We start from the raw sequence: 14,590 nt of genomic DNA, 5'->3' as shown, positions 1-14,590 counted from the left end.
TACTCCTTTGGTTGTTACAATTTATCGCCTTGCTTTAAACCAATCGTAAATGAATTGATATAAGCATTGGGCTGAGTACCGTCATAGGTTAAATTGTCAATAAAGTGAGTTTGTGGCGCCTTGAAACCCGTTTCTTTACTAAAGTCTGGAAACGCACTGGCAGGGATTAATTTATCGTCTATCAAAGATTTTGCAGCTTTAGCATAGATATCTGGACGGTATACCTTTGTGGCAATATCTTTGTACCATTCATCTGACTGATCTTGCTCAATTTGCCCCCAACGGCGCATTTGAGTTAAATACCAAATGGCATCTGAATAGTAAGGATAAGTGGCGTTATGTCTAAAAAATACGTTGAAGTCTGGTACTGAACGCTTATCGCCTTTTTCATATTCAAAGGTGCCTGTCATGCTGTTGGCAATCACGTCATAGTCTGCCCCAACGTAATTAGGTTGCGATAATATTTTTACCGCTTCTGGACGGTTACCATTGTTATTGTCATCTAACCATTTTGCAGCTCGAATAAGTGCGCGTGTTAAGCGTATTGTGGTGTTTGGGTATTTTTCAGCAAACTCAGCAGTAATGCCAAAAACTTTTTCAGGGTTATCTTTCCAGATCTCATAATCAGTGACGACAGGTACCCCAATACCTTTAAACACCGCCTGTTGATTCCAGGGCTCTCCAACGCAGTAGCCATTAATCGTTCCCGCTTCTAGTGTCGATGGCATTTGTGGCGGCGGCGTAACCGACAAGAGCGCCTGTGCATCGATTTGCCCTGACGTATCACCCTTGTGCGGTGCGTAAAATCCTGGGTGGATACCTCCTGCGGCTAGCCAATAACGAAGCTCGTAATTATGAGTCGACACCGGAAATACCATCCCCATATTAAAAGGCTTACCTGCGGCTTTAAATTCTTCTACGACAGGTTTAAGCGAATCGGCTTTAATCGGGTGAACTGGAAAACCATCAGGCTGCTTTGCAATATGAGGCTTCATTTTGGCCCACACATCATTTGATACCGTAATCGCGTTACCATTCAAGTCCATTGAAAATGGAGTAATAATATGAGCTTTAGTGCCATACCCTATAGTGGCAGCAATCGGCTGACCCGCTAACATATGCGCACCATCAAGACGGCCATCGATGACGCCATCAAGCAAGACTTTCCAGTTGGCTTGTGCTTCGATGCTGACGTACAAACCTTCTTCTTCGAAATAGCCCTTTTCATAAGCAATCGCGATAGGAGCCATGTCAGTTAATTTAATGAAACCAAACTTAAGTTCTTCTTTTTCTGGGTAGCCCACTTCTGCACTAACAGAACTTATGCACAAGCTAGTACCTATTGTTATCCCTATGATGAGCGGTTTTAGTAAATGCTGTGTTACCGATGTTGTCCAAGTCATGTTAATTCCCCATTGATGAAAATTGGCCACAAAAAAAGCGCCCGGATATCCATAAAGGAATATCTCGATAGCGCCTTTGCTAAAAATTAGTTTTTACACGTTACATATCAATAACTTAATGAAATTAATGCAACTATATAACTCTTATAACGTGTATTGTTTAATATTCATCATTCGTGCCAACCTTTTAACACACTGATTTAATTTAAATATTCACAAACTCGCTCACAGGGTGTAATACCATAATAGTGCAACATTACAACTATAACGCACCAACATGTTCCAAAAGAGGTATATCAAAAAACAAAAAGCCAGTGCGTTGGCACTGGCTTTTTTAATCAGTAAAACTACCTAAATATCAATTTATGGTTATATCGACACTTGTTGTTAACCAAGTACCGCAAGCAATACCCCAGCAGCAACGGCACTGCCGAGTACACCAGCCACATTTGGGCCCATCGCATGCATCAATAAAAAGTTTTGGTCATTAGACTCTAAACCGACTTTGTTAACTACCCTTGCAGCCATAGGCACTGCTGAGACTCCTGCTGCGCCTATTAATGGGTTAACCTTTCCGCCAGAAAGCTTACACATCAGCTTTGCCATGAGCACTCCGGCAGCTGTTCCGATACTAAATGCCACTGCACCTAGTACTAAAATACCGAAGGTTTCAATGCGTAAAAACTGATCTGCGGATAATTTAGAGCCCACTGCGAGCCCTAAAAATATCGTCACAATGTTGATTAATTCGTTTTGCGCTGTTTTAGACAAACGATCAACCACACCCGACTCTTTCATTAAATTACCCAGGCAAAACATCCCGACTAAAGGCGTTGCAGCTGGCAAAAACAGAATGGTCATCCCCAATACCATTAATGGAAATATGATTTTTTCTTTTTTGCTCACTTCACGCAGCTGCTCCATTTTGATGGCGCGCTCCGCTTTGGTTGTCAGCAATTTCATTATCGGTGGCTGGATCAGCGGTACCAGTGCCATATAAGAATATGCGGCAACCGCAATAGCACCTAACAATTCTGGCGCCAGCTTAGAGGCTAAGAAAATCGCGGTTGGGCCGTCTGCACCACCAATAATGGCAATAGCAGCTGCATCTTGCATGGTAAACGCAAAACCAGGTACCGCATTAAGTGCAATTGCGCCTAACAAGGTGGCAAAAATACCAAACTGTGCCGCTGCGCCTAATAACAAGGTTTTAGGGTTGGCAATTAATGCACCAAAATCAGTTAATGCACCAACACCCATAAATATCAGCAGAGGGAATACTCCAGTCTCAATTCCTACGTGATAGGCAAAATAAAGTAAACCGCCTTCTTCTGTAAAACCTGCATTTGGAATATTAGCTAAAATTGCACCAAAACCAATCGGCAACAACAATAGTGGTTCGAACCCTTTTGCAATAGCTAAAAACAATAACAAACATCCAACTGCCATCATCAGCAGTTGCCCACCAGAGAAATTTGCGATCCCCGTTTCAGACCAAAAGGCCATTAATCCTTCCATTTTGACCTCTTATGCTAATGCAAGTAATGCAGAACCGACATTTACACTGTCGCCTTGCTTCACCGCAAGATGGGTTATCACGCCATCTTGTGGAGCACGAATTTCAGTTTCCATTTTCATCGCTTCCAAAATAATTAACACCTCGCCGGTTTTAACCGCTTGGCCATTATTTACGAGCACTTTAAAAATATTACCTGAGAGAGGCGCTGACATACTGCACTTAACTTCACCGACAGGTGCTGGAGTTGCTTGCGCTGGTGCTGCACTTGCTGCACTTGCTGCACTTGCTGCACTTGCTGCACTTGCTGCACTTGCTGCAACGGGTGCGGCAGTTGGAGTAATTTGGCTGATGTCGCCACCTTCACTCACTTCAACTACAAAGCTTTGCCCCTCAACGTTGACCGTATAGGTTTGTGGCCCTTTGTCTGCTTTCACTTGCAAATCGTCCGCACTCGGCACAGGTTCAAATGCATCTGGATTGCCGCGATTTTTTAAGAACTGCAAACCAATTTGATTGAAAAGTGCATAGGTCATTACATCGTCATCTGATTCAGTGGCTAACGCAAAACCTTGCTCTTTGGCCTTTTCTGCTAATTCTGTGCGCAATTTATCAAGCTCTGGAGCAATTAAATCTGCAGGGCGACAGGTAATAGGCTGTTCGCCTTTTAATACGCGTGCTTGCAGTTCAGCATTAACCGGCGCTGGCGTTGCGCCATACTCACCTTTTAATACTCCTTCGGTCTCTTTAGTCATCGACTTGTAGCGCTCACCCATCAATACGTTAATCACTGACTGAGAGCCAACGATTTGTGATGTGGGTGTCACTAAAGGTAAAAAGCCAAGATCTTCACGTACCCGTGGGATCTCTTCAAGCACGGCATCCATTTTGTCTGCTGCGCCCTGCTCTTTTAATTGGTTTTCCATGTTGGTTAACATGCCGCCCGGCACTTGAGCACGTAAAATACGTGAATCAATTCCTTTTAATGCACCTTCAAAACGGACGTACTTTTTACGAACATCTCGGAAATAAGCGGCAATTTCTTCAAGCAACACCATGTCATAGCCGGTAGCTCTGTCGGTATCTTCTACCATAGCAACAAGCGTTTCAGTGGCGCTATGACCATAGGTTTGGCTCATTGATGATATCGCGGTATCTAAAACATCGACTCCTGCCTCAATAGCTTTTTGATAGGTTGCCGTGCTTAAACCTGTTGTAGCATGGCAATGCATTGAGACCATTAAATCGGTTTGCGACTTTAAGCGGCTAATGAGCTCATAGGCTTGCATAGGCTTAAGCAAGCCAGCCATGTCTTTAATACATAACGAATCTGCGCCCATGTCTTCTAAACGCTTAGCCATATCCACCCATGTATCTATGGTGTGCACTGGGCTTGTGGTAAATGAAATGGTGCCCTGGGCGTGTCCACCAACGTTTTTAACCGCTTTTACAGCGGTTTCAAGGTTACGCACATCGTTCATTGCATCAAAAATACGGAACACATCCACACCGTTGGTATGAGCGCGCTCAACAAAACGAGTTACTACATCATCGGCATAATGACGGTAGCCTAAAAGATTTTGCCCACGCAATAACATTTGCTGCGGCGTATTTGGCATGGCTTTTTTTAATTCACGAATGCGATCCCAAGGATCTTCTCCAAGATAACGAATGCAAGAGTCGAAGGTCGCTCCGCCCCAAGACTCAAGTGACCAGTATCCAACTTTGTCTAACAAAGGAGCAATCGGCAACATATCGTCAATACGTAAACGCGTTGCGAGTAGTGATTGATGGGCGTCACGCAGTGCGACATCGGTTAATGCTAATGGCTTACTCATAATGACTCCAAAATTATTTAGCGCGGTATTGATGTATCGCAGAGGTGATTGCTGCCACTAACTTAGGATCTAAGCTAGTCGCTTGTGCTGTACGAGAAGGTGCTTGCGGTGCAGCAATGTCTGCTACCGGTGCAGGAAAAAGCTTTGCAACAATGCCAATACCTACGATTAAGATACTTAAAAAAGTAAACACTAAGCCCATGCCCATTATCATGATGCCCAGCGCATCCGATAATTGCTCAGATATCGATGTCATGTTTCCTCACTTTTTATCAAACAATTAAAATCAGCAGATTTGAGCAATATGTTTTAAATCAATGCGATATGGATATTTATCCCGCAGTTAACTCTCAAAAAAATCACACATTGCCCCCAACATTAACAGCAAGCTAATTAAGCAAGCATAAATATTCAAATCAAACGTCATTCAACACCGTGGTTTATCTGAGTTAAACGGCTTATTTAAACACGTCAAACCCAAAATCTTGTCACAAAATATAAACAAAAAATGACTACAATACTATCCTTTTGTAAATTGGTCTTACCATAATAAACGCCCAACATCGGTGCAGGTTAATAAAACCCAAAATAAACACCATAAAAATAAAGATTCCACAATATCCAAGCCTTTTTTTACTGATACACAATAAAATCGTTAAAATTAACGATTAAATAACATAACAACATGGTGCACATTAATTTCTACTCAAGCCAACAAATGTTTATTTACTCATTTTATGTGAATACAAATCCACACAAACTCTGTGTTGCCCCTTTTTAGTCCCAGGTATCATTTAAACACTCGTATGGCATGATCGATTTGTAAACAGAATAGTTAGGCCAAAAGGCATTACAGAGGGCAATAGAGCATAAAATGAGGGTAATGTAGGTATTAGCTGACGCTAATTGGAACTGTTGATTGGGAAGCACTAATTTGAAGTGACAGTTTGAAGCGCTAATTTGAAGTGCTAAATTGAAGTGCTAAATTGAAGTGAAAGTTTGAAGCGATAGTTTTGAAGCGGTAATTTGGATCTGTAGTTGGAAGCGCTAAATTGAAGTGAAAGTTTGAAGCGATAGTTTAAGCGATAGTTTAAGCGGTAGTTTTGAAGCGCTAATTGCTGTGAATACTCATACCAATGCTTCAGTCGAGGCAAGTGCAACAATTCGAACTTTAATTTTATCCATAAAAAAACGCCCTGTAATTATACAGGGCGTTTCTATTATGGTGCGCGTGGGAGGATTCGAACCTCCGACCGCCTGGTTCGTAGCCAGGTACTCTATCCAGCTGAGCTACACGCGCAAAATCGGTACAACATGCCAATCAATATTTTATCGTTACTATTATAGCTAATAGACAAAACAATGAATGGCGGAGAAGGAGGGATTCGAACCCTCGATGGGAGTTAAAGCCCATACTCCCTTAGCAGGGGAGCGCCTTCGGCCACTCGGCCACCTCTCCGCAAAAATGGTGCGCGTGGGAGGATTCGAACCTCCGACCGCCTGGTTCGTAGCCAGGTACTCTATCCAGCTGAGCTACACGCGCGAAATTTGGGATTTACATACATGAATGGTGCGCGTGGGAGGATTCGAACCTCCGACCGCCTGGTTCGTAGCCAGGTACTCTATCCAGCTGAGCTACACGCGCATTCATGGTTATTGCATCATAGTAAATGGTGCGGATGGGAGGATTCGAACCTCCGACCGCCTGGTTCGTAGCCAGGTACTCTATCCAGCTGAGCTACATCCGCATCGTTTAACTATGGTAAGAAATGGCGGAGAAGGAGGGATTCGAACCCTCGATGGGAGTTAAAGCCCATACTCCCTTAGCAGGGGAGCGCCTTCGGCCACTCGGCCACCTCTCCGTTTTCTTGGCGCACATATTACTGTTTGACGAAAATAAGTCAAACCCTTTTTAGGAAACCTATCTTCATTTGAACTGTTTTTAATCACATTGAAGATAATAGCTTCAAAAAGGCCCGAAAACTGTATTCTTTTTTACGAATATTATTTTAAAAGCCTATTTGACGATAGGTTAAAAAACACAGGTTCTTAAAAACAAAAAAGCCAGCACAAGCTGACTTAGTTAATATCGGACAAATTAGCCGAAATTAGTAGTTTCCACCTTCAGAAGGTGAATCTGACTTCTCAGATTGAATACGTTGGTAGATCTCTTCACGGTGCACAGAGACTTCTTTAGGTGCATTAACACCAATACGCACCTGATTACCTTTAACACCTAATACAGTAACAGTGACTTCGTCACCGATCATTAATGTTTCGCCTACACGACGAGTCAAAATTAGCATTCGATTGCTCCTTTAGTTCAATCTGCATAACACGCTTTGTCCGTAATATGCGTTTATTATAAGGTCTGCGCTTAATAAAATCATAGTATCTATTTAAAAATACATCTGCTTATAAGGCATTATCTATTCGGAAGTTCTAAAGCCCAATGAAAAACATCTACCAATAAGTGATAAGTCACAAATTCATCATATTTGAACTAAGCACTGTATTAAATAAATCTAAACAGCAAAACCAATAACAAAACGACAGGAGTAAAACGTTACAGACCTTGTGTTAACACACGAATTTGCAATCACCATTTTACCCAAGCAATCCCTTTTACGCTTTTTACTGTTAGTGAGTTACTTCACTATGCCAAATCTACTGATGGCACTCAAGTTATAAAGCTGAATATCTTAGACTTTATGCCTTAAGTGCCAATTAACGTGCAAATTTACATATTGGTTAGCTCAATCGTTCAGCAATCCAAGGCTCAACAGACGCTAAAGCAGCTGCTAGGTTCTCTGGTTGAGTACCACCCGCCTGCGCCATATCTGGACGACCACCGCCCTTACCGCCCACTTGCTGGGCCACCATAGCAACCAACTCACCAGCTTTAACTTGCTTGGTTAAGTCGTTACTTACACCAGCAATTAAATTTACCTTACCGTCTTTTGCTGTACCCAGTACGATAATAGCCGATTTTAGTTTTTGCTTTAACTCATCTTGTAAACCACGCAGTGAACCTGGATCGACACCTTCAAGCATTTTAACCAGCACTTTCACACCATTGACATCAATAGCATCACCGGCCATATCCGCACTTGCTGCAGCCGCGAGTTTATCTTTAAGTTGCGATAAATCCTTTTCAAGTTGCTTCACTTTATCTAGTTGTGCTTTTAATTTAGCCACGACTGACGCATTATCAGATTTTAGCAATTGCGCGGCTTCATCTAACATGGCTTGCTGCTGAGCAACATAAGCCATAGCTGCTGCACCCGTTACGGCTTCAATTCGACGAACACCGGCAGCAATACCGCCTTCAGTGGTAATTTTGAATAAACCAATATCACCCGTACGTCCAACGTGCGTTCCACCACATAATTCGATAGAGAAATCACCCATTGTTACCACACGGACTTGATCATCGTATTTTTCACCAAAGAGTGCCATCGCACCCTTTTCTTTTGCTTCATCGATAGCCATTTCAGCTGTTTTTAACTGATGATTGCGGCGAATTTGTGTGTTAACTAATTCTTCAACGGCTTTTAACTCAGCAGGTTTTACCGCTTCAAAATGTGAAAAGTCAAAACGTAAACGCTCTGGGTTTACTAACGAGCCTTTTTGCGTCACATGCGCGCCTAATACCTTACGCAACGCTGCATGCAATAAATGAGTCACAGAATGGTTTAGCTGAGTACGGTGGCGTAATTTTTTGTCCACTTGTGCTGACAAGGTCTGCCCAACCACTAATTGGCCTTGAATCAATTCACCCTGATGCCCTGTAGCCTGACCAAACTTTTGTGTGTCGTTTACTGCAAACTCGATACCTTGTGCAGATAATACCCCTTTGTCACCAACTTGCCCGCCTGACTCAGCATAAAATGGGGTATTAGCTAACACCACTATGGCTTTTTGACCTGCAGTGACGGTGTCGACCGCTTTACCATCAACATATAAACCGGTTATTGTCGACTCACCACTTAGCTCAGTGTAGCCACAGAACGCAGTTTCAGCATCAATAATTAAATTGCTATTATAGTCTGCACCAAAGTTACCCGCGGCTTGTGCTCGGCTTCTTTGCTCGGCCATTGCAGCTTCAAAACCGGCTTCATCGACATTGATATCACGCTCGCGACAAACGTCAGCAGTTAAGTCGACAGGGAAGCCGTAAGTGTCATACAGTTTAAATACTGTTTCGCCATCTAGCGTGTCACCTTTAAGGCTGTTTAATGCACCATCTAAAATAACAAGGCCACGCTCTAAGGTACGAGCAAATTGATCTTCTTCAGCTTTTAATGCTTTTTCAACTATCGCTTGCATGGCTTTTAAGCCGTTTGCAGCATCACCCATCACGTCAATCAGCGTTGGGACTAATTTATAGAAAAAGGCTTCTGTAGCCCCTAACTTGTTACCATGACGCACGGCACGGCGGATAATACGACGTAGCACATAACCACGACCTTCGTTAGATGGCATCACACCATCGGCAACTAAAAACGCACATGAACGAATATGGTCAGCTATTACACGTAATGATTTGTTTTCTAAATCAGACACACCGATAACGTCAGCCGCTTTAGCAATTAATTGCTTAAAAATATCGATTTCGTAGTTTGAATGTACGCCTTGCATAATGGCTGCAATACGTTCAATACCCATACCGGTATCAACTGACGGCTTAGGAAGTGGTAACATTTCACCGTCTGCTTGACGGTTATATTGCATAAATACGATGTTCCAAATCTCAATAAACCGATCGCCATCTTCTTCTGGAGTACCTGGGCGACCGCCCCAAATGTGATCGCCATGATCATAGAAAATTTCACTACATGGACCACATGGTCCTGTATCACCCATTTGCCAGAAGTTGTCTGAGGCAAATGCAGCACCTTTATTATCGCCAATGCGGATCATGCTTTCTGCTGGCACACCAATTTTTTGAGTCCAAATGTCATAAGCTTCATCATCAGTTTCATAGATGGTGACGCATAAACGCTCTTTAGGCAGCTTTAAGGTTTCAGTTAAAAAGGTCCAAGCAAAACGAATGGCTTCTTCTTTGAAATAATCGCCAAAACTGAAGTTACCGAGCATTTCAAAAAAAGTATGGTGACGTGCGGTATATCCCACGTTATCAAGGTCATTGTGTTTACCACCGGCACGCACACAGCGTTGTGACGATACGGCACGAGTGTAGCTACGTTTATCCATACCAAGGAACACATCTTTAAACTGATTCATACCTGCATTGGTAAATAACAGTGTTGGGTCGTTTGCGGGAACGAGCGAGCTGCTATCAACAACCTGATGTCCGTTATCTTCAAAATACTTTAAAAAAGCACTTCTTAACTCTGCTGTAGTCTGAAACATGAAATGGTCCTGAAGTAGAAAAATACATAAGTATCCAGCTTGCCAAACAAGCCAGTAAATGTAGGCATTATATACTGAATTTAACGAAAGAAGCGAGACGAGCGAACCGATTATGATTTGAAGCAAAATCGATTGAAAACCAAGATTGATGTGTTCAGAAATCTGCTTGTTGTTATACCAATCAGCAACCTCTGTTCACTCATTTATACTGATTATTACGTATTTAAACCCAATCAACCTGATGATGGTCAACCTCAGTAAGAACTTATCTGAGTTTAGACATGGTGTGAATTAACGATATAAGAGCAAGCCGAGGGTCTGTTGATCTTTCAAGATTATTTTTGCAGCGAATTGTTGGTCTTTACTCACATATATAACTGCGCGGCAGAGACTTTGAGGTGTAGTTATTCTACATAAAAAGTAGATAACGCAGTAAAAATGGCCAACAAACGCTGCCTGAAAGGTTCGGCTAAAAACGTTTTACTCTTTGTTGAATGGATATTGCTTAGATGACTAGGCATCAATCCATTCGTCTCGATTAAAACGTTTTTAACTCGAACAAAATTCAAACAGCAAAGTTCAACAGACCCTAAGGTTTGCTGAAGAAATAAAAAATCGCGGTGCAGATGCCTGCTACCGCGACTTACTTAATTAGGTTTAACACTTTTTAAAACTTAATAACCTAGTTTAAAAAACTTCGCCTGTTTCAAAATCAATGTTTTCATCGCCGTCATCAGCACTTGACGCGCTAGCAGCACCGCCTGCAAGTAGCATGGTACGTAATGTTGCATCAATTTCAGCAGCAATAGCTGGATTTTCTGTTAAGAATTTACCCGCATTGGCACGGCCCTGGCCAATTTTCTCACCTTTGTAGCTATACCATGCACCGGCTTTATCAACAATTTTGTGCTGTACACCTAAATCAACCAATTCACCAGTACGGTTAATGCCTTGACCATATAAAATTTGGAATTCAGCTTGTTTAAAAGGAGCTGCAATTTTGTTTTTTACGACTTTAACGCGAGTTTCGTTACCAACAACTTCATCACCTTCTTTTACTGCACCTGTGCGGCGAATATCTAAACGTACTGAGGCATAAAACTTAAATTTCAGCTTTAGGTGTAAGTGCAGCTACTGAGTCAACAATAATGACATCGACTGCGCCAGAGCGTGTTAACGCATCACAAATTTCCAATGCTTGCTCACCTGTGTCAGGCTGTGAACAAAGTAGGTTATCAATATCTACGCCTAGCTTTTTAGCATAGATAGGATCTAATGCATGCTCTGCATCAATAAAGGCACAGGTTTTACCTTGGCGTTGAGCTGCTGCAATCACTTCAAGTGTTAATGTGGTTTTACCTGATGATTCTGGTCCGTACACTTCAACGATACGACCCATTGGTAAACCACCAGCGCCTAACGCTACGTCTAACGAAAGTGAACCGGTAGAGATAGTTTCAACATCCATTGTGCGATCTTCGCCCAATTTCATAATTGAGCCTTTACCAAATTGTTTTTCAATTTGGCCTAAAACGGCGGCTAGTGCTTTCTCTTTATTTGGATCAACCTTCATTGTAAAACCCTCTTAAGGCATTCAATACGTTTAGTAAAATGCAATTTGTATTTAGGTGAAATGTTGTAACGCATCTCAATATGTCCACCAGTATACTGTATAGTCATACAGTATCAAGTGCTGTGGGTATTTTTTTTTATGTTGCGTTAATTTGCCTTTTTACATCAATATTTTACCCAGCAATCAATTTTTATTAATAATTGGTTGATACCCCGATGATAAAAATTGTTAAGATTAGCGCCATAAAGAACCACATCTCAAGATAGATAAAAGTGAAATGTCCATAATGACTGCAATTGATACCAGTGATTTAGAAAAACATACCCCTATGATGCGACAATATTTGAGCTTAAAAGCCGCTCATGCTGACATGTTGCTCTTTTATCGTATGGGTGATTTTTACGAATTATTTTATGATGATGCAAAAAAAGCATCTGAACTATTAGGCATTTCATTAACCGCTCGCGGTAAAAGTGGCGGTGATCCAATTCCTATGGCGGGTATTCCTTATCATGCTGTGGAAGGTTATTTAGCTAAGTTGGTGCAAATTGGCCAATCAGTGGCTATATGTGAGCAAATTGGCGATCCGGCAACCTCTAAAGGTCCCGTTGAGCGCCAAGTTGTACGTATTGTTACTCCTGGTACATTAACAGATGAAGCCTTATTACAGGAAAGGCAAGACAATCTACTTGCAGCACTTTACCAGGGTAAAACCGGCTTTGGCTATGCCACTCTCGATATTTCATCGGGCCGATTTGTCATCGCCGAACTCCCAACTCGTGAAGCATTAGAAGCCGAACTCCAGCGCACTCATCCTGCTGAATTACTGTACAGCGAAGATTTCACCGACATGTTGTTAATTAACAATATGAAGGGAATACGCCGCCGTCCAGAGTGGGAATTTGATTATGATACCTGCGTTAATTTACTCCTTAATCAATTTGGCACCAAAGATCTACATGGTTTTGGCATTAGTGATGCTCGCTTAGCATTACAAGCTGCAGGCTGCTTAATGCAGTATGTTAAAGACACCCAAAAAATGGCGCTACCGCACATTAATTCAATTGTGCGATTTAACCAGTCTGAATCAATCATTTTAGATGCCGCTACTCGCCGTAATTTAGAGCTAACACAAAATCTATCTGGTGGACGTGAGAATACCCTGGCTTGGGTGCTAGACAATACTGCAACCCCAATGGGTAGCCGCATGTTACAACGTTGGATCCATGAGCCACTTCGTGATCGTCATGCAATTCAATCACGCCATAGCGCTGTAAATGAATTAATTGAACAAGACCTTTACCATACTCTTCATGAACAACTCAAAAGTTTAGGCGATATTGAGCGCATTATGGCCCGCCTAGCACTGCGCAGTGCAAGGCCGAGGGATTTTTCACGTTTAAAGCAAGCGTTAGCATTATTGCCGTCAATTCAGCAAACATTGTCTCAATGTCAACAGCCACAAATGATGACATTAGCAACCCAATTAGGCGAGTTTCCTGAGCAACATGACCTGCTTGAACGGGCCATTATAGATAACCCTCCAATGTTAATTAGAGATGGCGGGGTAATAAAAACGGGTTACCACGAAGAGTTAGATGAATGGCGTAAACTCAGTGAAGGTGCAAATGATTATTTAGTTGAGCTTGAAGCCCGAGAAAAACAACAAACCGGTATAAGCACATTAAAAGTGGGCTATAACCGAGTGCATGGTTACTACATAGAAGTGAGCCGCTTACAAGCTGATAGAGTGCCGTTGAGCTATCAGCGTCGCCAAACATTAAAAAGTACAGAGCGCTATATTACTCCTGAGCTAAAAGAATACGAGGAAAAAGTCCTTTCAAGCCAAGGTAAAGCCTTAGCACTTGAGAAACAACTGTGGGAGCAACTGTTCGATTTATTGTTACCTAAACTGCATGAGTTACAAGCTTTTGCTACCGCAGCAGCACAGTTAGATGTATTGAGTAACTTTGCCGAACGTGCACAAACACTCAATTATGAATGCCCGCAAATGACCAATGAGATTGGGATCCATATTAATGCAGGCCGCCACCCCGTTGTTGAGCAAGTCAGTCAATCTGCATTTATCGCTAACCCTGTAGACTTGTCGCCATCACGAAAAATGCTGATAGTTACAGGCCCTAACATGGGGGGTAAGTCGACTTACATGCGCCAAGTGGCATTAATTACTCTAATGGCTCATATCGGCTGTTTTGTGCCTGCTGGCTCGGCAAAAATTGGCGAGGTAGATCGCATATTTACCCGTATCGGCGCCTCGGATGACTTGGCGTCAGGTCGTTCAACCTTTATGGTGGAAATGACTGAAACCGCTAATATTTTACATAATGCCACAGCAAACAGTTTGGTATTAATGGATGAAATAGGCCGCGGAACCTCAACCTATGATGGTTTATCGCTTGCTTGGTCAGCTGCAGAATATCTTGCTAAGCAAGTCAGTGCTCTGACGTTATTTGCGACTCATTATTTTGAACTTACCCAGCTGCCTGAATTATTGCCCGCGGTGGTTAATGTTCATTTAGATGCCATTGAACACGATGATACTATTGCATTTATGCACGCAGTACAGGAAGGGGCAGCAAGTAAAAGCTATGGTTTACAGGTCGCGGCTTTGGCTGGTGTTCCGAATCAAGTCATTAACGCTGCCAAGCATAAATTGCATCAACTCGAAAACCGCGATATTACTGCGACCGAGCACATACCTCATCAAGTAAGCATGAATTTACTTACGCCAATGCCTGAGACCTCTCCTGCACTGGATAAATTGGCACGAATAAACCCCGATGACTTTACCCCAAAGCAAGCATTAGACCTATTGTATGAACTGAAAAAGCTAGTAAATTAATCATAAAATTAACCATATAAA

The 14,590-nt window shown here is 42.3% G+C and carries 7 protein-coding genes, 6 tRNA genes and 1 pseudogene; 1 reads left to right on the top strand and 13 read right to left on the bottom strand.

The features are described from left to right. Positions 1-14: 14 nt before the first annotated feature. The 13 genes and pseudogenes from IEW93_RS08060 to IEW93_RS08000 all read right to left on the bottom strand — a co-directional run bounded on the left by IEW93_RS08060 (position 15) and on the right by IEW93_RS08000 (position 11,706). A complete protein-coding gene (locus IEW93_RS08060; RefSeq protein ID WP_188738764.1) occupies positions 15-1,403 on the bottom strand; it encodes a CmpA/NrtA family ABC transporter substrate-binding protein in 1,389 nt (462 codons plus the stop codon). Between the two features lie 387 nt (positions 1,404-1,790). Next, the gene (locus IEW93_RS08055) at positions 1,791-2,921 is read right to left on the bottom strand and encodes a sodium ion-translocating decarboxylase subunit beta (RefSeq protein ID WP_188738762.1); all 1,131 of its coding nucleotides are present in this window, start codon (positions 2,919-2,921) and stop codon (positions 1,791-1,793) included. Between the two features lie 9 nt (positions 2,922-2,930). Continuing rightward, positions 2,931-4,757, bottom strand: coding sequence for a sodium-extruding oxaloacetate decarboxylase subunit alpha (gene oadA / locus IEW93_RS08050; protein ID WP_188738760.1), 1,827 nt, complete (start codon positions 4,755-4,757; stop codon positions 2,931-2,933). A 13-nt stretch (positions 4,758-4,770) separates the two neighbouring features. Then, positions 4,771-5,013 carry an OadG family protein gene (locus IEW93_RS08045; protein WP_188738758.1) on the bottom strand — a complete coding sequence of 81 codons (243 nt, stop codon included), beginning with the start codon at positions 5,011-5,013 and terminating at the stop codon, positions 4,771-4,773. A gap of 967 nt (positions 5,014-5,980) precedes the next feature. Continuing rightward, positions 5,981-6,057: transfer RNA gene (locus IEW93_RS08040), tRNA-Arg, on the bottom strand. A 67-nt stretch (positions 6,058-6,124) separates the two neighbouring features. Further along, positions 6,125-6,216, bottom strand: a tRNA-Ser gene (locus tag IEW93_RS08035). A 7-nt stretch (positions 6,217-6,223) separates the two neighbouring features. Beyond that, a tRNA-Arg gene (locus tag IEW93_RS08030) sits at positions 6,224-6,300 on the bottom strand. 25 nt (positions 6,301-6,325) lie between these two features. Then, positions 6,326-6,402: transfer RNA gene (locus IEW93_RS08025), tRNA-Arg, on the bottom strand. Positions 6,403-6,428: 26 nt separating this feature from the next. Continuing rightward, positions 6,429-6,505, bottom strand: a tRNA-Arg gene (locus IEW93_RS08020). A gap of 22 nt (positions 6,506-6,527) precedes the next feature. After that, positions 6,528-6,619, bottom strand: a tRNA-Ser gene (locus tag IEW93_RS08015). Positions 6,620-6,865: 246 nt separating this feature from the next. After that, positions 6,866-7,063 carry a carbon storage regulator CsrA gene (gene csrA / locus IEW93_RS08010; RefSeq protein ID WP_188738756.1) on the bottom strand — a complete coding sequence of 66 codons (198 nt, stop codon included), beginning with the start codon at positions 7,061-7,063 and terminating at the stop codon, positions 6,866-6,868. Between the two features lie 445 nt (positions 7,064-7,508). After that, the gene (gene alaS, locus IEW93_RS08005) at positions 7,509-10,133 is read right to left on the bottom strand and encodes an alanine--tRNA ligase (RefSeq protein ID WP_188738754.1); all 2,625 of its coding nucleotides are present in this window, start codon (positions 10,131-10,133) and stop codon (positions 7,509-7,511) included. A 687-nt stretch (positions 10,134-10,820) separates the two neighbouring features. Beyond that, a pseudogene (locus tag IEW93_RS08000) lies at positions 10,821-11,706 on the bottom strand (recombinase RecA). Positions 11,707-11,992: 286 nt separating this feature from the next. Between IEW93_RS08000 and mutS the strand changes: the two are divergent. Next, positions 11,993-14,569 (top strand): DNA mismatch repair protein MutS, encoded by a 2,577-nt coding sequence (gene mutS, locus IEW93_RS07995; protein ID WP_188738751.1) that lies wholly within the window; start codon positions 11,993-11,995, stop codon positions 14,567-14,569. Positions 14,570-14,590 lie beyond the last annotated feature (21 nt).

This window comes from Shewanella inventionis (assembly GCF_014641855.1).
Taxonomy (GTDB): Bacteria; Pseudomonadota; Gammaproteobacteria; order Enterobacterales; family Shewanellaceae; genus Shewanella; species Shewanella inventionis.
The sequence above is the reverse complement of the archived record's forward strand: the minus strand, read 5'-3'. Positions and strand labels throughout refer to the sequence as shown.

Bases quoted from the DNA above. Each gene is read 5' to 3' on its own strand.
- IEW93_RS08060 (WP_188738764.1), bottom strand. From the start codon at position 1,403: ATGACTTGGACAACATCGGTAACACAGCATTTACTAAAACCGCTCATC.
- IEW93_RS08055 (WP_188738762.1), bottom strand. From the start codon at position 2,921: ATGGAAGGATTAATGGCCTTTTGGTCTGAAACGGGGATCGCAAATTTC.
- oadA (WP_188738760.1), bottom strand. From the start codon at position 4,757: ATGAGTAAGCCATTAGCATTAACCGATGTCGCACTGCGTGACGCCCAT.
- IEW93_RS08045 (WP_188738758.1), bottom strand. From the start codon at position 5,013: ATGACATCGATATCTGAGCAATTATCGGATGCGCTGGGCATCATGATA.
- csrA (WP_188738756.1), bottom strand. From the start codon at position 7,063: ATGCTAATTTTGACTCGTCGTGTAGGCGAAACATTAATGATCGGTGAC.
- alaS (WP_188738754.1), bottom strand. From the start codon at position 10,133: ATGTTTCAGACTACAGCAGAGTTAAGAAGTGCTTTTTTAAAGTATTTT.
- mutS (WP_188738751.1), top strand. From the start codon at position 11,993: ATGACTGCAATTGATACCAGTGATTTAGAAAAACATACCCCTATGATG.